We start from the raw sequence: 21,419 nt of genomic DNA, 5'->3' as shown, positions 1-21,419 counted from the left end.
ACCTGGTTGGTAACTATTAGTGATATTAAAGCCTTCAATAGTTGTTGTATAATCTGCAACAACATCTTCTGTCACAGTATAAACAATTCTTTGACCATCTTTAAATTCNGGTAAATCAGTAAAGCTATAAGCCCAATTGCTTGCTTCATTAACTGTAGCTTTTTGGCCTGTTGGTTGACCATCTGCTAAGAGATTAACCACAACTTCTGCTGGGCGTTTACCATCTTGGTTGTCGGCATCATCCCAGATTTTCTTACCTGAAACTTCTGTCACACTTGGCGTATGAGTATTAGTAATATCATATCCTGTAACAACAGCACTATATTCCGGTACATCCTCTTCAGCTACAGAATATTGAATTGGTGCACCTTGTGCATCTCTTTGATCAAGATTATCAAAGGTATATGCCCAACCTTTTGATACATCTGTAGTTACAGTTTTGCCTGTATCGACTCCATTAGCCAATAATTTAACAATAATTTGTTTGGGACGCTTACCATCTTGGTCATTGTTATCGTTCCATGTTTTTTGACCGCTAATAGAAGTTTTAGCTAATCTATTGATAACGGTCTTCTCAGCAATTTTATTATCATCAAAATCTTTTGGTGTAATTTCAATATCACTAGTTAATCGTTCATAACCTGTCGGAGCAGTAACTTCTCTAAGGATATAATCTGTTTTTAAAAGATTACCAATAGAAGCAATTCCATCAGTGTCTGTTGTCAAAGTACCCACTTTTTGGCCGTTAGCTTTTCGAAAAACATCAAAAACGGCTCCCTCAAGGGGAATAGGCCCATCTACAGCTTCAGCAATTTTATAAATTTTTATAGTGTAGACATAACCCTCTGCACTACCACCTGCCTCTAAATAGCGATAACTAGTTCTAGTTTCAGTTGTACCATGATCTGTTGCTGTTAATTGAGCATTATTCTCAAAAAGTTCACCATCTGTTGGGACATAAGAAACATTTGTCTTATAAATAATCATAAAGTTATCATTTTCAGACATATCTCCTAGAGCAACCGTAAATGAATTATTTGTCTCATCAATGTTTACCGTATAGTTTTGAGTAACTTCTTGACGATTTGTTAATCTCCAATCTCCTTGAATGAAAGCCCATGTTCCTTTGTAAATTTGGATTGAATCTTTCTTATAGGATGTCCCTGGAGTTTTAAGGGTATCAGTTATAACAACGTTATTAAGAGCTTGATTTATACGGTTAACAGCTATCGCAAAATTACCAGTCTGAGAATCCCCATTTTCTGCCCAACCCGATTTTTCTAGTAAATATGCATCAGGTTTTTGAACTCCAGTATAATTAATTCTACCAGCAACAAACGTTTTTGAACCGACTTGAATATTAACATCTATTTCTTCAGCCACATCAGTCACTATAAAATCAACGCGAGAGTAAAAAAATAATTTACCAGTTACATTAGAGTGTGTCTCTACATAATCCGTATAAGTTAATACTACTTGTTTAGTATCAGAATTAATTGTTGCATTTGCAACTAAGTTGCCATCTGGATCTTTCACTTCAAAGGCTGTCGTTTGAGGAAAAGTAAGCTTATCAGGCAATTGAATAGTGGTAGTATCCCCTTGATGAACTACATTATCTGGCAAAGCAAAATCAGCATTTATTCGAAAATTTACCCATTGACCTATGCTATCAGGCAATTCTCCTCCAGATTCACTTGTTAAAGACATATTTGTAATGACATTATCATGCTCTGTCGCGGCAACGCTAGGAGTTTTAATAAGTGAAAAAGTTGTTATTACTAATATTAGTAATGATACGACTTTTAATAATTTTTTCTTCATATTTTTTCCTTTCTTTTATATTTCATAGATTAAAATGGTAAATAATAACAATAACTTAAAGAATTTTAGGGTAATGAAATTATTTACAATTTTTATGCTTATAAAATATACAAACTGTCTGTTACAGCCATTAACATTCTAATACTTTTTTAAAAAAATTGCAACTTATTCTATTTTTTTGTAAACATATCCATAAACACAAGAAATCATCATTTTATTTCAAAATTTCGAATTTACCCAATGAATAAAAAGAACTTAACCAAATCTTTTATCCCTTTAAACTAAGACAAATAAAGTCTTTCATTATTATATAGAAAATAAATTATTTGACTTTTATATAAAATAATCTAGAATAGAAAAATGATAAGGAGATGAGTATGAAATTTTTAATTCCAACTGCAAAAGAAATGACTGAAATGATAGAAAAAGTAACGCCTGCTCCAATCAATCAAAAAACAAAAACTATCATTGCAGTATTAGCAAAAATGACGCCTGGTGAACTAGCTCATTTTTATAAAATAAAGCCTGAAGCTGCTAAAAAAGAATGGCATAGAATTCAAAATATGCAAAACAACAAAGCTAATTATTACCCAGCTATTTCTCTTTTTAATGGTTTGATGTATCGCCATATCAATTATTTAAAATTTTCTGCTAGTGAGCTAGAGCAGATGAATTCAAATGTTTTAATCACTTCTTCTTTATATGGTATTATTTCTGCATTAGAACCTATTGCACCACACCGTCTAGATTTCTCACAAAAACTCACTATTGATGGAAAATCCCTCAAAAAATATTGGCAAAAGGATTTTGATGCTAGTATTAATTCTACGGAAATTTACATCTCTTTATTATCTAAAGAATTTGAAGATGTTTTTTCTAAATCTATTCGAGAACAACTGACTAGTGTTGTTTTTATGGAATCTAAAAAAGGGCAATTAAAAACACATTCTACTATTTCTAAAAAAGGACGAGGCACTTTTTTAGCAACAGCCATTAAGCAACAAGCTCAAGAACTTTCAGACCTTAAAAAATTGAGTTTTAATGGTTTTTCTTATCGTAAAGATTTATCTAAATCTAATAAACTGGTTTTTGTCAAAGAAATATAAAAAGAGGCTAGGATTTTTTATCTTAGCCTCCAAACTGATATAGTATAAAACCAAAAATTTATTTGACAGTGCCTTACCCAAAAGATAAACCAATTTTCAAATCTGCTAATTTATATTAGATTAGCAATTTTATTTTTGATCAAATAATTCATTATTCTTACTTTTTATGCTAAATAATTTCTTGACACTTGTTCATAGATTGCCTTACCATCATTAAGTTTTTCCCAAATAACCACTGATTTGCTATTTAAGGATTTTTTGACATCAATGATACGTTGGTTAGAAGAACCCCTAAATTGAAGCATTAAATTTTTCTTAGTGATGTCAAAACGTCCATCAACCAAGATGTCAACATAGCTCAATAATTCTAATTTATCAGGTGTTTCAAGCATCATTTCTTCCCAAGTATAACCTGTCCATGACCAAATATCTTTTTCAGGCAATTCTTTTTTAATCCGTTTGACCAAAGGCAGTAAAATACCTGTGTTTAAAAAGGGTTCCCCTCCCAAAAGAGTAAGCCCTTGTACATAAGGTTTTGCCAAATCAGCCATAATCTGTTCTTCTAATTCTTTTGTGTAGGGCACACCATTTCGAAAATTCCAAGTTGCTTGATTGTAGCATCCTTGACAATGAAAGAGACAACCACTCACATAAAGCGAATTCCTCACTCCTTCACCATCCACAAAATTAAAAGCTTTATAATCAGAAATATACCCTTGACTATAATCTTCACTCTTCCATTCTTTAGGTTTAGGATTATTCATCTTATCCCTCCAAATCAATCCAATATCGCTCTACATTTTCACGAGTATCTTCATGAATACCACCACAAGATAGAATGGTCTTTTTGCTGGCTAAATTATCTTTATGGCAAGTCAATAAAACCGACATGATGTTTTTTTCTTTGGCTAATTTCAAACCTTGCCTTAGTTGCTCTTTGGCGTAGCCTTTGCCACGCTCACTTGGTCTAATACTATAACCAATATGACCTCCTTTTTGCAGTAAAATATTATTCAAGCGAAGACGTAAACTTAAAAAACCTAGGGCTCTGTTATTAGCATCAAAAGAAACCAACTGAATAGAAGGCACTAAAAGACCAGGAATAATTCCTATTTCATACTCACGGTTTTGTTGCAACCAATCATTATAAGAAAATTCGTGTGGGGTCCAAAAGCCACCATCATGCTGACTGTTATGGCCTTCAAATTCATTTATCATCTCTGTAATGGTCTCTTCGTCACCCAAGTCAGGTCTTCTTAATATCATCAGATTTTCTCCTTGTTAATTTATCTAAAAAAATTTCTTTTAAGCCATTAATCTGCTCTTTTTTATTTTTTTTTAAATAAGAATTTTTCTCGTGAAAACGTTGTACTTGCTTTTTACCTTTATCATCTAATTGGTATTTCCCCATTTGTCTTTCTCCTGTTTAAATAGGTTGCTACTTAGCAACCTATTTATCTTTTAATCAGTCTATTTTCATTGTTGAACCATTCATATGTTTAACACGTGAAGCAATTTCTTTATGACGACCATTAACCATTGGTCTTGCTTGTGGGTTGCCTAGATAACCACAAGTACGTTTCACCACATCTACTGTTTTTGGATCGGTGTTGCCACAATTAGGGCATTTAAACCCACGTTCAGTTGGTTCAAAATCACCTTCAAACTCACATTCATAGCAACGATCAATTGGTGTGTTAGTTCCTAGATACCCAACACGATCATAAGCATAGTCCCAAACAGCCTCTAAGGCTTTAGGATTTTGTTGTAAAACAGGATACTCACAATAATGGATGAAACCACCACTTGCACCAGTCTCTGGATAGATTTTTTCAAAATCTAATTTTTCAAATGGTGAAGGGTTTTTACGAACATCATAATGGAAACTATTCGTGTAATATTCTTTGTCTGTAATGTTTTCAACAACACCAAATTTTTCAGTATCTAGGCGGCAAAAACGATCTGTCAAGCTTTCTGATGGTGTTGAGTAGACTGAGAAATGATAACCAAACTCATCTGACCAGTCTTCACAAAGGCTCTTCATTTGATGAATGATATCAATCGTAAAGTCTTTCGCTGCTGGATTAGTTTCCCACTGACCGCCATAAAAGACTGTTGCCACTTCATATAAGCCGATATAACCTAGAGAAATAGTGGCACGACGATTCTTAAAGAGATCATCAACATTTCCGTCTTTAGGAAGACGTTTCCCAAAAGCACCATATTGATATAAGATAGGAGCATTTGCTGGTATTGCTTCTTTAACACGTTCTACACGATAAACAAGTGCATCTTTAGCAATAGACATACGTTCACTAAAAATATCCCAGAATTTTTCAATGTCACCTTGAGATTCTAATGCAATACGAGGAAGGTTAACAGTGACAACACCAAGATTCATACGCCCAGAAGTAACATCTTTGCCGTTTTCATCTTTCCATCCTTGAAGAAAACTACGACATCCCATAGGAACTTTAAAAGAACCAGTTAGTTCTACAATTTTATCATAAGACAACATGTCTGGATACATGCGTTTTGTTGCACATTCGAGAGCTAATTGCTTAATATCATAGTTTGGAGAATCAGGATCTAGATTAAGACCACGTTTAACAGTAAAAATCAATTTAGGGAAAATAGCTGTGCGTTGTTCTTTTCCAAGCCCTTTAATACGAATGTTTAAGATAGCTTTTTGTATCTCACGTTCAAACCATCCCTCACCTAGCCCAAAACCAAGAGAAGTAAACGGTGTTTGTCCATTGGATGTGAAAAGTGTATTGATTTCATATTCAAGACTTTGCATGGCGTCATAAATATCTTTAAGTGTTTTTTCACGCACATAGTCTTCTCTTTTATCTTCAGCTAACCATTTTTCGGCATCTTTCATATGCTTTTCATAGTTAAGTTTAGCGTAAGGGGCTAAAACTTCATCAATACGATCGGCAGAACAACCACCGTATTGACTGGAAGCAACGTTAGCAATGATTTGTGAAATTTGAGCTGTTGCTGTTTGAATAGATTTTGGACTTTCAACATCAGCATTTCCTATTCTAAAACCTGTCTTTAACATCCCTTCAAAATCAATCAAACAACAGTTAGTCATTGGAGTATAGGGACTATAATCCAAATCATGGAAATGTATATCACCCTTCTGGTGCGCATTTGCCACATGTAATGGCAACATTTTAAGACCAATTGATTTTCCAACAATACCAGCAGTTAAATCACGTTGCGTATTAAAGACATTACTATCTTTGTTGGCGTTTTCATTAACCACACTTTGATCTCTGTTAATTAGTTTATCTATTGTGTAATTAATATCTGTTGCCTTGGAACGATCAAAGTCACGCTCTGTTCGATAGTTGATATAAGCTTTTGCAATGGCATATTCATTTGCTTCAAGCAATTGATGTTCTACAATATTTTGAATTTCATAGATTTTAACATCTTTATTAAAGCGTTCAAAAATTTCTGTAACAACACTTTCAGTAATCTCTCTTAGTTTTTCTTCTACAAATGGTGTTAACGGTGTCACCTGATTGCTAGCTTTTAAAAGTGCTTGAAAAATTTTATCAGGTTCAAATGTCACCTTTCTACCATCACGCTTAATAACTGTAATGAGTGATTTGACCATTTCTTTACCTTCTTTTCTAATGTTATTTTAAGAAATATTATATCATAAGCAAAATAAAAATCAATATGTTGTGTTTATTTTTTTAAAAGACACAACATATTGATTTTTAAGAATTTAGTTGATAAACAGTTAATTGTTTAATGTTATCTAACACAATCGGTTGATAATGACTGTCAAGAGCACTCTTTACCACCTGGGGAAGTTCTAAGTTGTTATTCACAACAAGATAGCTAGCTTTATTTTGAAGTAACTCATCTTCTAATCGTTTTTGATTTACAGTATCAGAAGTATTGATAAAAGGAAGAGATAAGTGAGAACTTGATTGTCGTTTACTATCTTGATAAATTGTTGCAACACTGTCCCAGACATATATAGAGTCATTTTCCGAAGTATTACTTGCAATATAAGAAGCAACTATTTCTCTTTCTTGGTAAAGCGGAATATTCATAAGGTATTGATAGACAGGTAGACCAATTCCATAAACCATTACTAAGAGAGGAGCCAGTAAATGTTTTAGCATCAAAGTACTAAAACCTTTGAAGGCGCTATCTGTTGGTTGTTGACGATAGTGTGCTTTTTCTTCAATACTATCTTCATCAGTCATACGATTTAAAACGAGAATCGTCAAAACTAAACCAAATGGAAGCATTGGTAATATGTGATAGGTAGCAAAATTTTTTGTCAGAACTATTAAAATGAAATAAGAAAATAGTGATAAAAAGAAAACCCATTTAATGGCATGATTGTTTTTTGTTTTTTTAAGTAGCAACGGAAATAGTAAGACCCCCATCAAGATTCCTGAACCGAGAGTAAAGATAACATAGAAAGCAAGGTTATAAAGAAAATTTTCAAGAGTTATATTAAAAGAAGTAATTGGGTAAAAAAGAGTTTGGTGTATATATGGAACAACAATTTGCATATTAAAAGCCAGGAAACCCACGGTATAAAATACGAGAAGCAAACCAAACAGTAAGCACAGTAATTGGTAAAATCCTCTAGCAATATATTTATGAGCTAAATTATAAATACTTAAAACGATGAAAGCTACAAGTCCAAATAATAAGTTTCTAGAATCAAATAAAATAGCAAAAGCACACAATATCCCATAAACAATAAATCCTTCATCTTTAGCTTTACCTTTAAAGTAATTTAATAAGAACCATATTGCTGGCAAAAAAAATAAAAAGGACAATTGTATTGAGTAGAGTCCACCAAATCCAAGAGAAGCATTTAAAAGATAAAAAATTAAAGTTCCTGTAAAAGCTAGGCCGTTTTTGCTACTTAGAGATACAACAATTTTATAGAGATAAATACCTGAAATATAAAATGATAAAATTTGTATGGGCAATAACCATAGCTCACTTCCTAATAGATAACTTAAGGAAATAGTGAGATAATATAGAAATCCCCCTGTTACAAAAAGATCTGTATATGGGAGTTGCCCATGTATTAACATAAAGCCCGTATAAAGATTTTGAGATTGAATTCCATTGGCAAAATTTGAGAAAAAAGGGATAACAATACTAAACAAAGAAATAATCAAACTAAAAATCATTAGATAAAAATGATGAAAAAGTGGCACTTTCACATTGTTTTTTTTCATCTTTGGCTGTTTAGTTGATCTTTTTTTAGCTTTTCTACTAAGATAAAGATTTTGAGGTATTTCCTCTTTATAAGATGAATCTGACAATTTCTCACTATAACTCTCTAATGAAATAGATGACATTTGATATCCTCTTTCCTTTCTGAACGTTCTTATTATTTAAGTATAGCAAAAACTTTTGATTAGTCAATTTCTTATTGTTATTTAAAATTCTTGGAAAAGTCTAATTTAACCCAAAAATTTGAGATTATCATTTAATCGAATAACTCATTTTTGTATGAGACTGGATTGAGTCTTTTTAGTTTCAGTTTAATGCTTTAATGATAGTTTCAACTCCATAAAATAGTTCATTTTTTTAAATGCAAAAAAGGAGGTCATCATAAACTTATTATTGCTTTTATAAAACATATAAGATCTTATTTCCTATTTTTCAAAAAAGATGATAAAAAGCATACTGGTATTGCTATACTTGATTACTATGTATATTGGTAGCTTGAAATTATCTTCAGAAAAACTTTATTAAACATTATTGTAAATTAAGTGAAATCGAAACATAAAAAACAATAATCTCACAATTTTTAAAATTAATTTCACACAAAAAACACCCAAAAAGTTATATAATAGAGCCATCTTTTAGGGTGTCGTTCATATTTTTAGGTGCATTTTTTATAGATTTATATCCTCTTTATTATTCTTCCATGAAAGTATTAAAGACTTCTTCAATCATATCCCATTCTGCTTCAGAGTCAGTTGGGATTGGCTCTAATTCTCCTTCTGTGCCATCTTCATTTTCAGTAAAGGCATAAGCTTGAATTTCAACTTCACCATCTTCATCTTCTTCTGCACCAGCAGGTACTAGTAAAACATAATTTTTACCGAATTCTTCTGTGCCATCAATGGTTAGAAGAATTTCAAACAAGGTTTCATTTCCTTCTTCATCAACTAATGTAATAACATCATGTTCTTGGTTGTTGTGTGTTTCTGTCATATTCTTCCCCTTTAATATGGATCAATCAATAGATACGATCTAGATAATTTTGCAAGATTAGCTGGGCAGCTAATTTGTCAATAACTTTTTTACGTTTGTTTCTACTTATATCTCCCTGTTCAACAAGCATTCTTTCAGCTTCCACAGTTGATAATCGCTCATCTTGATAAATAATGGGTAAACCAAACAGTTTCTCAAGTTGCTTACCATAAGATTGACTGGCTTCTACTCGAGGGCCACTGGTGTTGTTCATGTTTTTAGGAAGACCAATCACAAATTTTTCCACGCGATATTCTTTTACCAATTCACTTAAGCGCTCAAAACCAAATTCATCTTTATTTTCATTGATTTTGATAATTTCTAGCCCTTGAGCAGTAAAACCAAGTGGATCACTAATAGCTACGCCAATCGTTTTAGAGCCAACATCTAATCCCATTATTCTCATTTAATATCAATCCCATTTCCTTTGAGATAGTACCGTACCAATTCTTCAGTTATCTCATCTCGCTCATACTTTCTAATTTGATTTCTAGCATTGTTATAACGTGGAATATAAGCAGGGTCACCACTTAGTACATATCCAACAATTTGATTGATGGGATTGTAACCTTTTTCCTCAAGGGAACTATAAACTGATGTTAGTGTTTCACTAATTTCCTTCTTATTGCCATCATCCAAATTAAAACGAACAGTTTCGTCTGTAAATCCCATACTTACACCTTCTTTCGTTATTAAGTATCGTATTTCATTATACTATATTTTACATTATTAAACAAGAATAAAACACTGGTTGAATACTTATTGATGCGATATATTGTTAAAACCAATCTTAAAAAATTTTATATAGTATTAACAAAACCTGTCTCCTCAAAAGACAGGTTTTGTGATACATATTCTTATAAAATATTATTTATAGAGCAGCTCGTAGGCGTGCTTGCTCGTTTTCTATATTACGAATAGAGCGAGGAAGAAAAGCTCTAATATCATCTTCTTTATAACCAACTTGAAGACGTTTATCATCAATCAAGATAGGACTTTTTAGAATTCTTGGGTTGGCTTGGATAACTTTAATGACTTCATTGATACTCAGATCATCAATATTAAAATTAAGGGCTTTTGCATATCTATTCTTAGCAGATATGATACTTTCAACACCACTTTCTGTTTTGGATAAAATTGTTAAAATTTCTTCTTTAGTTAAAGGTTCTTTTCCCAAATTTTGTTCTTTATAAGGCAATTTATGGGCATTTAGCCATGTTTTTGCCTTCTTGCAACTCGTACAGCTTGAAATCGTATAAATTTTGATCATGTCTATTCTCGCTTTCTACCACATGATACTATTATTGTATCATAAAAGACTCTAATTGAAAGTCGGTCTTTAGACTGATTTTATTCTTCTATCTCAATACTATCAAAATCTAAGGCAATATCCTTGTTTACTTCTTCTTTACTTTCTGATACTTGCTCTTTTAATGTATCATCTTCGATTAAACCAAATTTAATACGTACTTTACGATCAACTTCATCAAAAATTTCTGGATTATCAGCAAGATATTTTTTAGCATTTTCTGATCCTTGTCCAATTTTAACACCTTCATAAGAATACCAGGCACCAGCTTTTTGAATGATATCAAGCTCACTAGCAATTTTAACTAATTCCCCAGTTCGTGAAATACCCTCACCATACATGATTTCAACAAGAGCAACTTGAAATGGTGGTGCAACCTTGTTTTTAACCACTTTAATTTTAGTTTCTTTACCAATATTACTATCTTTTTGCTCACCAGAACCTTTAATTTGTGTATTTCCTCTCACATCCAATCGGATAGAAGAATAAAATTTAAGAGCACGTCCACCTGGTGTTGTTTCAGGATTACCAAACATAACTCCTACTTTTTCACGTAATTGGTTGATGAATATAGCAATCGTTTTTGTTTTATTGATTGAAGCTGATAATTTTCTCATGGCTTGACTCATCATACGAGCTTGTAAACCAACATGACTATCTCCAATATCACCATCAATTTCTGCACGTGGCACTAAAGCTGCAACCGAGTCGATAACAACGATATCAACAGCTCCTGAATCAATCAATTTTCCTGCGATTTCTAGTCCCTGTTCACCAGAATCTGGTTGGGATAAAAGAAGTTCATCAATGTTAACACCTAAGGCTTGAGCGTATGCCGGATCAAGAGCATGCTCGGCATCAATAAAGGCTGCAATACCTCCATCTTTTTGTGCTTGAGCAACAGCATGTAAAGCAACTGTTGTTTTCCCTGAACTTTCTGGACCAAAAATTTCTATAATTCTACCTTTAGGATAGCCACCCACACCAAGAGCAATATCTAGAGCTAAACTTCCTGAACTCATAATTTGAACTTTTTGCTCAGCACGTTCACCAAGGCGCATCACTGCTCCTTTACCAAAATCTTTTTCAATATCTTTTAGTGCATTGTTGAGTGCTTTTTGCCTCTCATCACCAAATTTCTTAGAAATTTCTTCTGTTTTCTTTGATTTTTTTGCCATTGATTTCTCCTATTTTCTATACTTGTTCCATTATACTAAACTTTAGTGCTTTAATAAAGTCAGACGCACAATATTAAAAGCATGCATGGTAGCAATATGACGAATATCTAAACGACTACGTCCTCCAATCATTATTTTTTGAGAAAAAACAGAATCTTTTGTTGCTAAACCAATAAAGACAGTTCCTACAGGTTGACCTTCTAGGGTATCTGGACCAGCAACACCAGTTAGTGAAACAGCAAAATCTGAATCGGTGAGACGTCTACTATTTTCTGCCATTTTTTCTGCTGTGAAAGCACTAACAACGCCATTTTCTCTTAATTCTTCTATAGAGATACCTAACATTCGTGATTTTTCTTCAATGCTATAGGTGACAAAACCACCCTTAAAAATAGAGGAACTACCAGGAAATTCAGCAAGTTGTGATTGAAATAAACCTGCTGTTAAACTTTCTGCTGCTGTCACGGTTTTTTTCTTCTGTCGAAGACTATTAAAAACGACCTTAGCCATTGAATTCTCATCACCATAACCATAATGATAAGTTTTGAGATCAGAGGTGTTAAGGATTTTTCGTTCTAGAGCATCTAATTTTTGTTTCGCTTCTTCTTGATTATTTGCCTTGGTTGATAGTCTAAGAGTCACCTCCCCAACTTTTGCATAAGGAGCTATTGTTGGATCAGTTTGGTGCGTAATAATATCAGCCAATTCGGTTACCAAACGACTCTCACCAATACCAAAAAACCTCAAAACACGAGAATAAAGTTTGGTATCACTCTTTAATAAAGGTAATAAAAACTGATTAACCATTGGTTTTAGTTCGCTAGGAGGTCCCGGCAAAACCACATAAGTGACACCATCAACCTCAATCATGCTTCCCACAGCTAAACCTGTGGGATTTTGAATGGCTTTAGCACCTAGAATGATTTGAGCTTGACGATCATTGTTTGCAGTTCTTGAAGCATTTGGTCTAGTTGCAAAAAAGTCATCTAGTTTACTCATTGCCTCTTGATTAACCACTAAGGGTTTTTCTAAAAATTTAGCTAGAACTTGCTTAGTCAAATCATCCTCTGTCGGTCCTAAACCGCCACACAAAACAATCAGTTCACTACGTTGTTTAGCAACAGATAAAACTGATAATAATCGCTCTTCATTATCTCCTACTGTTGTTTGAAAATAGACATCAATTCCATTTTCAGCAAATTTTTCAGATAAAAATTGAGCGTTGGTGTTAACAATCTGACCCGTTAAAATTTCTGTTCCAACCGCTATAATTTCTGCCTTCATAACAAGTGCCTCACTCTCTTATTCGTAAACTGTTATGTTTTTTTAAATATGATTAGGATTAAAAAAACATTCTACTTCATGGTCATTGACAAGACCAGCTGCCTGCATGAAGGAATAAATCATGGTCGGCCCAACATATTTGAAACCACGCTTTTTCAGTTCTTTAGCAATATGTTTTGATAAAGGAGTCTGACTTGATGTATTCTGATAATGACTAATCTTATGATTGATGGGCTTATGATTAACAAAAGACCAAATGTAGTCATCAAAAGAACCAAATTCTTTTTGAATCTTTAAAAATTGTTGAGCATTATTTCTTGTCGCAAAGAGCTTTCCACGATGTCTGATAATAGAACTATCAAACATCAAGGTTTCAAGCTCTTCATCTGTCATATGGGATACTTTAGTAAAGTCAAATTTTTTAAACACTTGATTGAAAGCTTGTCTTTTGTGTAAGACTGTTGACCATGAAACGCCAGATTGATAAGTTTCTAAACAAAATAATTCAAATAGGGCTTGGTCATCGTGTAATGGCCGTCCCCACTCGGTATCATGGTAAATCATATCTATCTTTTGTTTTTTTACCCAGCCACAACGTTTCATAGTCATCTCCTATTTAATTAGCATCTTAAGTGATGCTTTAATATAGTCTTGTGTCGTCTCACTTGTTCCTTCAAAGAAAGTATAAATTTTTTTCAATTCACTAGCTTTATAACCAAGAGCATTAAGAGCTTCCATCGCCTCTTCTAAAGCATGATTAGTAGTTGAGGCTTTTGTTCCCATTTTCCCCTTGTTTGTTATTGCGTTATCAACAAATTTACCTGCTAAATCAAGAATCATTTGCTGAGCTGTTTTTTTCCCAATTTTAGGGAACTTCATCAAATAAGTAATATCTTTGTTGTCAATGGCCGTGACTAATCCTTCATTATCATCTGCTGCAATAATAGCTAAAGCAGACGTTGGACCAATACCTGTCACTGAAATAAGATTTAAGAAAATAGTTTTTTCTTCTTCACTATGAAAACCATAAAGAAGATGAGCATCTTCTCGAACAACTTGATAGAGGTAAATTTTTATCGCTTGGTTAACCTGATTTGAAAAACTATAAGGATTAGCTACATGGATGATGTAGCCAACTCCTGATACCTCTACCACAATATATTTAGCTGTTATTTTTGTAAGGGTTCCTTTGATATATTCGTACATTGTCTCTCTCTTCTAATATTTGCCTTGTTCTCTTAAGCTTTTATGATTTTCTTGAATACGACGGAACATTTTTTCCATGTCTGAATTTGAAAAACTCACTAAAACTGGTCGGCCATGTGGACAATTATATGGATTTTGACACTGAGCCAATTGATTGATAAGATGTCTCGCTGAGTAATCATCTAAAGTATGATTTGCTTTAATACTTCGTTTACAACTCATCATAATCGCTAATTCAGCACGGTAAGTTTTAATAGAAACATGGTTAGTTAGTAGCAACATATCACAAATTTCATATACACCTGATTCAATCTCTTCTTCCTTAAACCATATAGGATGTTCTCGTAAAATAAAAGTATTTTCACCATAAGGTTCCAAATAAATGCCAACTTGATTAAGTAGAGGCATTTTTTCTTGCAGATTAAGAAAATCATCTGTTGGAAATTCAAATAGATAAGGCATTAACAATTGCTGTAAACTTGTATTGACATCCGCTATTTTGTCACGATAATATTCATACTTGATTCTTTCTTGAGCAGCATGTTGATCAATGATATAAAGTCCTTCTTTCCCTTGAGCAAAGAGGTAAGTGCCATGCATTTGCCCAAAGTATTCTAATTCTGGAAAAACAGACGCTTCCTCATTTTCAAGATTATCTAAGAGAAATTTTAGTTTATCGCTATTAGTCATATCAATTTCAGGGTGCTCACCATTAAAATCGTGCCAATGTGTTCGATTAGCAAACTTGACAGAGGGAAATGTCTTGACAGTATTGTCAAGCGAATTGTCAATTTTATTTTCTTGTTGAGAAAACTGGTTTTCTTCTACATAGGTATCCATTTCTTCACTAGAGCGAACAAAGAAATCTTTTTTATCATTATCATAATAAAGATTGGTTTGTTTTAAGGAAAGACTAGTTTGAACCGGTTTTGGAAAACCTCTTATACTTGATTTTGCTAGATTTTCGAGCGCATCTGGAATCAAATCATGTTCTTTTAAACTGTCAAAGATAGCTGTTTTAATGAGAGACATCAGATCACCTTCTTTAGAAATACGAACTTCTTGTTTAGTCGGGTGAACATTGACATCTGCCAAATATGGATCAATTTGAATATCAATGACAGCAATTGGAAAACGTCCTACCATTAGTTTACTTCCGTAGCCATCAATGATAGCCCTATTAAGTAAGAAATTTTTAATGTAGCGACCATTAATTAAAAGCGTCATATAATTACGATTAGCTCTTGTTAATTCTGGCAAACTAACATAGCCTGATACCTCAAAATCAAGATTAGATGCTGAAATAGCGACCATTTTCTTAGCTGTACTAACACCATAAATACCTGCAATAGCTTGATGTAAATCTCCGCTTCCAGCAGTTCTAATTAACTCTCTGCCATCACTAAATAAAACAAATGAAACTTCTGGATGAGCAAGGCTTAAACGATTGACTATATTAACAATATTAGCTAGTTCTGCCTGTAGACTTTTCATATACTTTAATCTAGCTGGTGTGTTGAAAAAGAGATTTTCAATAATAATCTTAGTGCCAACTGGTGTTGAGATTACTTCTTCTTGTTCAATTTGACCACCATTAGCAATCAACAAAGTGCCGCCTTCTTCAAAAGCTGTTGCAGTTTTAATAGTCATTAAACTAATTGATGCAATCGAGGGAAGGGCTTCACCACGAAATCCCAGTGTTCTAATCCGAAACAAATCAGACTGGCTTTTAATTTTACTTGTGGCGTGACGTTTTATACTTAAAGCCACATCTTCTTTGGAAATTCCTTCACCATTATCAGTGACTTGAATTTTTTTCAATCCTGACTCTTCGAGTTCAATTGTAATTTGGGTGCTTCCAGCATCAATAGCATTCTCTATCAATTCTTTAACAACACTACTTGGACGCTCAATCACTTCACCAGCTGCTATTTGGTTGGCGAGTGTTTCTGGTAATTCAATAATTTTAGGCATAATACTCTTCACCTTTTCTAAGACATTTGTCACTTTTATTTTATAATAATGAAGTTAATTAATTATTTACAACTCTTCTTTTAAAACTTTAACAGCTTATTTATTCGATATAAATCAATCTGTACTTCAATAATAACTTCAGATAATGATTAAGCCACTATCATTAAAATTTCTAAACTTGATTTTATTATCACATCAACTTCTTTTAGTGATTATTGATAGGAATAAATTAAGTCTTACTATTGTTTTTCTATTATACCACACAAAAAAGAAAGAAATTGAGAGACTTCTTCAACTGATCATAGTCAATAAGTCACAAAACAAGAAAAAAGAAATTCTATTTTGTGACTTATCTTTATTATTCAATTCTTACTTTTTTAATATTTTTTGTAAAGTTAACAATTCTTTCAAGGCTTCCATTGGTGTTATATTCATCACATCAAGTGTCGTTAATCTCTCTAAAACTGTTTGTTGCTCTTCTTCAATAAGAGGTAATTGTTTAACTTGAGAACTTATTGTCTTCTTAGTTGACACAGGAATAACAGCATTTGATTCAAATTTGGTTAAAAGAGTGTCTGCTCGCTTGAGTAATGTTTTTGGTAAACCGGCTATTTTGGCAACATGAATGCCGTAAGATTTATCAGCAGGGCCATCTGCTATCTTATGAAGGAAAGTGACTTCTCCGTTTTTCTCTAAGGTTGATACATGGACATTAACAAGGTGTGTCAAGCTAGTTGACAGACTTGTCAATTCATGATAATGAGTAGCAAACATTGTTTTAGCTGTAATGTGGTTATGGATGTGCTCAATAATAGCTTGAGCAAGAGCCATTCCATCATAAGTTGCTGTTCCTCTTCCTAACTCATCAAATAAAATGAGAGAATTTTTACTTGCTCGTTTGATAGCATGGTTAGCTTCCATCATCTCCACCATAAAGGTTGACTGCCCTGAAATTAAATCATCTGCTGCACCAATTCTGGTGAAAATAGCATCAAAAATTGGAAGATTTGCCGTTTGAGCCGCAACAAAAGAGCCAATCTGTGCCATTACAATCGTTAAGGCAAGTTGTCTCATATAAGTTGATTTACCACTCATGTTTGGACCGGTAATTAATTGGATGTTTGTTGAGTCATCAAAAATAATGCTATTAGGAATGTATTCTCGTATTCCCATGACTTTTTCCACAACCGCATGTCGTCCTTGCTCAATTTGAATTTTCCCTAATTCATTAAATGTCGGACGAACATAGCGATTATTTTCAGCCACTTGGGCTAAGCTCTGTAAAACATCAATTGTAGCAATTTGTTTAGCCAGTTTTTGTAATCTAGCAATATATTTTTCTACTTGACTTCTCACACGCATAAAAATATCATATTCTAATTGTGCAGAATAATCACGCGCCTCAAGCATCTCACCTTCAATTTTAGCTAATTCTGCTGTACCAAAACGCTCTGAATTTTTTAGGGTTGCCTTTCTGAAAAAATAATCAGGAACAAGGTTAAGATTAGAATTGGTCACGTGAAAATAATAGCCATCTTTTTTATTGTAATCGATTTTTAGAGTTGAAATGCCTGTTGCCTGTTTTTCCCTAGTTTCAATATCAACAATCCAACTAGTACCCTCACGCATGATTTTACGATAGTGATCTAGCCTATCATCAAACCCAGTTCTAATAATGTTTCCTTCAGTGATTGTGGCAGAAGCATTGGTATCTATCGCTAAACGTATCAATTCTTCCAATTCTGACAAAGGATCCATCTCGTTGACAAGAGCCTCTAAACTGGGGTGAGAAAAACCTTCTAAGATTGCTTTAATGTAAGGCACTTGAGACAAGGTCTGCCCTAGCTGAATTAAATCTTTGGGATTAGCCTTACCAAAAGAAACCCGACTAGCTAATCGTTCAATATCATAGACTCCTTTGAGGCTTTCTGTCAAATCACTACGCTCAATAAATTGTTCTAAAAACACTTGAACAATGTCTTGCCTTTGAATAATTTTTTGTTGATTAATGAGTGGTCGATCAATCCACTGACGCAATAATCGCATTCCCATGGCTGTTTTTGTATTATCAAGCAACCAAAAAAGACTACCATTTTTTTTATTGGTTCTAGCATTTTCTAACAAATCCAAACTACTTTTTGTTGTATAGGTCATCTGAAGGTAATCTTTAATCTCATAATGAACTAACTTTTGGAGATGACTCAATTCACGCATTTGTGTAGTTTTAATGTAGTAGAGTAGTTTAGAGGCTGCTGATATTTCTAATGGATGAAGATCTAAATTGAGTAAAGGGTGATCCTCTTTTTGAAATTGATAAGAAACAATTATATTCATTTTCTTTTCCAGAAGATCATAATCCTCATCATCAAGCTGATAGCCTACCACCACTTCTTTTGATTTTAAATTTAATATTTCGCTACAAACACTTGAAAAATCAGGTAAAACACTTGCATAAAATTCACCTGTTGACAAATCCATATAGGATAATCCAAAAAATTCCTGATTGGTATCAATAGCGATGAGATAATTGTTATTTGCATCTGGTTTAGAAGAGTCAACCGCTGTTCCTGGTGTAACCACTTGGACAACCTCTCTTTTAACCACTCCCACTGCTTGTTTTGGATCCTCCATTTGTTCAGCAATCGCTACCTTATAACCCAATTCAATTAAAACATCAATATACTGTTGAGCTGAATGATAAGGAACTCCAGCCATTGGAATTGGATTTTCGGCATTTTTATTACGACTAGTTAAACTAATTTCAAGAATTTGTGCTGCTTTAACAGCATCCTCATAAAATAATTCATAAAAATCACCCATACGAAAGAGTAAAAAGGCATCAGGATAATTTTTTTTGATATTGAGATACTGCTGCATCCCTGGAGAAATTTTTTCTTTAGTCATTTCCTATTTCCTCTCTTACTAAAGGACTACTATAGTTTGTTTTCATCTATAATATAAAATTGCTTTTATTGTCATTAAAGATAACATTAAGTCGGTTTCACCAAAATTAATATGAATACCTATTATAAAATCTGCTCAAGGCACTAATAAAATATATTCTTAACAATTGATTTAAATATCAATAGAGTTAATATGATAAACTATAAAATACTTGACTTTTCTCTTGATGATGTTTCCTGGAGCTCATTGCTCATAAATCACTTGATAGGATGGCTTGCCTTACAAGAGTAGCTTTTTCTGCTAATCTCTTTTTAATTCATTTGACTTGTTATTCTTTACAAACGAAAATTCACTAATTGTTTTTAGTCAGTCTCTTTTATTCATCGCAAATATCTATCTTGAATAATTATCCTTAAAATTATATCAAATTTTCCTTTATTTTGCACCTTTCTCCTATACTATGCCACAACAAAGAATTCTCTTCTCATTTAGTAAGATTGTTTTATGCTATTCCATTATTTTTTCTTATGATAAGCATTGATTTTCCACATTTCAGCAAATTAATGAGGGAAAATTACATCATTAACAGATATTTCCGCCATAATAGTGTTTTTTATGTTAAAATATAAGTGACAATTAATAGTTTAGGAGTCAAAGATGGATACAAAACAACTTATTGCTAAAAAAATTACTGCTGTTGCTGATTTAGAATTTGAAACAGTTCTCAATTTACTCGAAACACCTAAGAATTCAAACATGGGTGACCTTGCCTTTCCAGCTTTTTCTTTAGCTAAAATATTAAAAAAAGCACCTCAAATGATTGCTCAAGAAATTGTAGAAAAGATAGATAAAGATGGTTTTGAAAAAGTAGAAGCTGTTGGCCCTTATATCAACTTTTTCTTGGACAAAGAAAAAGTATCTCATCAAATTTTATTGGACGTTATCAAACATGGTAGTGATTATGGTCAACAAAATATTGGTGAAAATAAAAACATAGTTATTGATATGTCAAGTCCAAACATTGCCAAACCATTTTCAATTGGACATTTACGCTCAACAGTTATTGGTGATGCTTTATCTAACATTTTCCAAAAAATGGGATACAAAACGATTAAAGTTAACCATTTAGGCGACTGGGGTAAGCAATTTGGGATGTTAATAGTTGCCTACAAAAAATGGGGTGATAAAAAAGCTGTTGAAAAAGATCCCATCAATGAATTATTAAAATTATATGTTCGTATCAATGCCGAAGTAAAAGATCATCCAGAACTTGATGATGAGGCAAGAGATTGGTTCCTAAGACTTGAAAATGGGGATGAAGAAGCCCTTCAATTATGGCAATGGTTCCGTGATGAAAGTTTGATTGAATTCAACCGTATCTATGATTTGATGAAGATTTCCTTTGATAGTTACAATGGAGAAGCCTTCTACAATGATAAAATGCAAGAAATTCTTGATTTATTAGATGAGAAAAAACTCTTACAAGAATCCAAAGGAGCACAGGTCGTTAATCTTGAAAAATACGGCATTGAACATCCTGCTCTTATTAAAAAATCTGACGGAGCAACTCTATATATTACTCGTGACTTGGCGGCAGCACTATACCGTCATCGTCACTATGATTTTGCTAAAGCTGTCTATGTCGTAGGACAAGAACAAGCATCCCACTTTAAACAACTAAAAGCTGTGCTATCTGAGATGTCTTATGAATGGAGTGAGGATATTAGCCACGTTTCCTTTGGACTTGTAACAAGTAATGGCACTAAGTTCTCAACACGAAAAGGAAATGTTATTCTTCTTGAGCCAACTATTAATGAAGCTATCAATCGTGCATTGACACAAATCGAGGCTAAAAATCCTAATCTTGAAAATAAAGAAAAAGTTGCTCAAGCAGTTGGTGTTGGAGCGATTAAATTCTACGACTTAAAAACTGATAGAACAAATGGTTATGACTTTAATTTAGAAACAATGGTATCGTTTGAAGGAGAAACTGGTCCCTATGTGCAATATGCTCATGCTCGTATTCAATCTATTCTAAAAAAAGGTAATTTTATACCAAGTACTAGTGGTGATTATAAATTAAACGACTCTGATAGTTGGGAAATTGTGAAATTATTACAAGATTTTCCTCGTATAATTGCAAGAAGTTCTGATAACTTTGAACCATCTGTCATTGCCAAATTTGCCATCAACTTGGCTCAAAGCTTTAATCGCTTCTACGCTCATACTCGAATCTTAAACGACAGCCCAGAACGTGATAGTCGTTTAGCATTATCTTATGCAACAGGTATTGTATTAAAAGAAGCTCTTCGCTTACTAGGTGTTGAAGCACCAAATGAAATGTAAGAAATAAAACAACTTCAGTCGTTGACTGAA

Annotated in this window: 18 protein-coding genes; 2 read left to right on the top strand and 16 right to left on the bottom strand. The window is 33.1% G+C overall.

From position 1 onward, the window contains the following. The coding region (locus A3I1_RS08035) for a Cna B-type domain-containing protein (protein ID WP_473965400.1) at positions 1 to 1,707 on the bottom strand (1,707 nt) is incomplete at its 3' end. Between the two features lie 491 nt (positions 1,708 to 2,198). Here A3I1_RS08035 and yaaA point away from each other — a divergent pair. Further along, positions 2,199 to 2,927: a peroxide stress protein YaaA gene (gene yaaA / locus A3I1_RS0106630; protein WP_018370501.1), complete on the top strand. Its 729-nt coding sequence runs from the start codon at positions 2,199 to 2,201 to the stop codon at positions 2,925 to 2,927. A gap of 164 nt (positions 2,928 to 3,091) precedes the next feature. On the opposite strand, the gene nrdG is transcribed toward yaaA, so the two are convergent. The 15 genes from nrdG to mutS all read right to left on the bottom strand — a co-directional run bounded on the left by nrdG (position 3,092) and on the right by mutS (position 19,043). Continuing rightward, complete coding sequence (gene nrdG / locus A3I1_RS0106625; RefSeq protein WP_018370500.1) at positions 3,092 to 3,691, bottom strand: anaerobic ribonucleoside-triphosphate reductase activating protein; 600 nt, start codon at positions 3,689 to 3,691, stop codon at positions 3,092 to 3,094. Between the two features lies 1 nt (position 3,692). After that, positions 3,693 to 4,193, bottom strand: coding sequence for a GNAT family N-acetyltransferase (locus tag A3I1_RS0106620; RefSeq protein ID WP_018370499.1), 501 nt, complete (start codon positions 4,191 to 4,193; stop codon positions 3,693 to 3,695). Then, positions 4,174 to 4,338 (bottom strand): hypothetical protein, encoded by a 165-nt coding sequence (locus A3I1_RS08535; RefSeq protein WP_018370498.1) that lies wholly within the window; start codon positions 4,336 to 4,338, stop codon positions 4,174 to 4,176. The genes A3I1_RS0106620 and A3I1_RS08535 overlap by 20 nt, the downstream gene beginning before the upstream one ends. Before the next feature lie 54 nt (positions 4,339 to 4,392). Continuing rightward, positions 4,393 to 6,558, bottom strand: a complete 2,166-nt coding sequence (nrdD, locus tag A3I1_RS0106610; protein WP_018370497.1) for an anaerobic ribonucleoside-triphosphate reductase — start codon at positions 6,556 to 6,558, stop codon at positions 4,393 to 4,395. A gap of 106 nt (positions 6,559 to 6,664) precedes the next feature. Beyond that, the gene (locus tag A3I1_RS0106605; protein ID WP_018370496.1) at positions 6,665 to 8,284 is read right to left on the bottom strand and encodes a hypothetical protein; all 1,620 of its coding nucleotides are present in this window, start codon (positions 8,282 to 8,284) and stop codon (positions 6,665 to 6,667) included. 565 nt (positions 8,285 to 8,849) lie between these two features. Further along, entirely contained in the window at positions 8,850 to 9,149 is a 300-nt protein-coding gene (locus A3I1_RS0106600; protein WP_018370495.1) for a DUF1292 domain-containing protein, read from the bottom strand. A gap of 25 nt (positions 9,150 to 9,174) precedes the next feature. Next, entirely contained in the window at positions 9,175 to 9,594 is a 420-nt protein-coding gene (gene ruvX, locus A3I1_RS0106595; protein WP_026216798.1) for a Holliday junction resolvase RuvX, read from the bottom strand. Beyond that, positions 9,591 to 9,860, bottom strand: coding sequence for an IreB family regulatory phosphoprotein (locus tag A3I1_RS0106590; RefSeq protein WP_018370493.1), 270 nt, complete (start codon positions 9,858 to 9,860; stop codon positions 9,591 to 9,593). Before A3I1_RS0106590 ends, ruvX begins: the two co-directional genes overlap by 4 nt. A 199-nt stretch (positions 9,861 to 10,059) precedes the next feature. Beyond that, the gene (gene spx, locus A3I1_RS0106585; RefSeq protein WP_026216797.1) at positions 10,060 to 10,458 is read right to left on the bottom strand and encodes a transcriptional regulator Spx; all 399 of its coding nucleotides are present in this window, start codon (positions 10,456 to 10,458) and stop codon (positions 10,060 to 10,062) included. Positions 10,459 to 10,538: 80 nt separating this feature from the next. Beyond that, positions 10,539 to 11,675: a recombinase RecA gene (recA, locus tag A3I1_RS0106580; RefSeq protein ID WP_018370491.1), complete on the bottom strand. Its 1,137-nt coding sequence runs from the start codon at positions 11,673 to 11,675 to the stop codon at positions 10,539 to 10,541. 42 nt (positions 11,676 to 11,717) lie between these two features. After that, entirely contained in the window at positions 11,718 to 12,959 is a 1,242-nt protein-coding gene (locus A3I1_RS0106575; protein ID WP_018370490.1) for a competence/damage-inducible protein A, read from the bottom strand. Positions 12,960 to 13,001: 42 nt separating this feature from the next. Continuing rightward, complete coding sequence (locus A3I1_RS0106570; RefSeq protein WP_018370489.1) at positions 13,002 to 13,562, bottom strand: DNA-3-methyladenine glycosylase I; 561 nt, start codon at positions 13,560 to 13,562, stop codon at positions 13,002 to 13,004. 9 nt (positions 13,563 to 13,571) lie between these two features. Further along, complete coding sequence (gene ruvA / locus A3I1_RS0106565; protein WP_018370488.1) at positions 13,572 to 14,165, bottom strand: Holliday junction branch migration protein RuvA; 594 nt, start codon at positions 14,163 to 14,165, stop codon at positions 13,572 to 13,574. Positions 14,166 to 14,177: 12 nt separating this feature from the next. After that, on the bottom strand, positions 14,178 to 16,139 hold the full coding sequence (gene mutL / locus A3I1_RS0106560; protein ID WP_018370487.1) for a DNA mismatch repair endonuclease MutL: 1,962 nt from the start codon (positions 16,137 to 16,139) through the stop codon (positions 14,178 to 14,180). 369 nt (positions 16,140 to 16,508) lie between these two features. Further along, on the bottom strand, positions 16,509 to 19,043 hold the full coding sequence (mutS, locus tag A3I1_RS0106555; protein ID WP_018370486.1) for a DNA mismatch repair protein MutS: 2,535 nt from the start codon (positions 19,041 to 19,043) through the stop codon (positions 16,509 to 16,511). Positions 19,044 to 19,700: 657 nt separating this feature from the next. Between mutS and argS the strand changes: the two genes are divergently transcribed. Continuing rightward, entirely contained in the window at positions 19,701 to 21,389 is a 1,689-nt protein-coding gene (gene argS / locus A3I1_RS0106550; protein WP_018370485.1) for an arginine--tRNA ligase, read from the top strand. The last annotated feature ends 30 nt before the right edge of the window (positions 21,390 to 21,419 follow it).

The sequence above is a fragment of the Streptococcus marimammalium DSM 18627 genome (assembly GCF_000380045.1).
Lineage (GTDB): Bacteria > Bacillota > Bacilli > Lactobacillales > Streptococcaceae > Streptococcus > Streptococcus marimammalium.
Note: the sequence above shows the minus strand (reverse complement) of the source record. Positions and strands in the feature narration are given on the sequence as shown.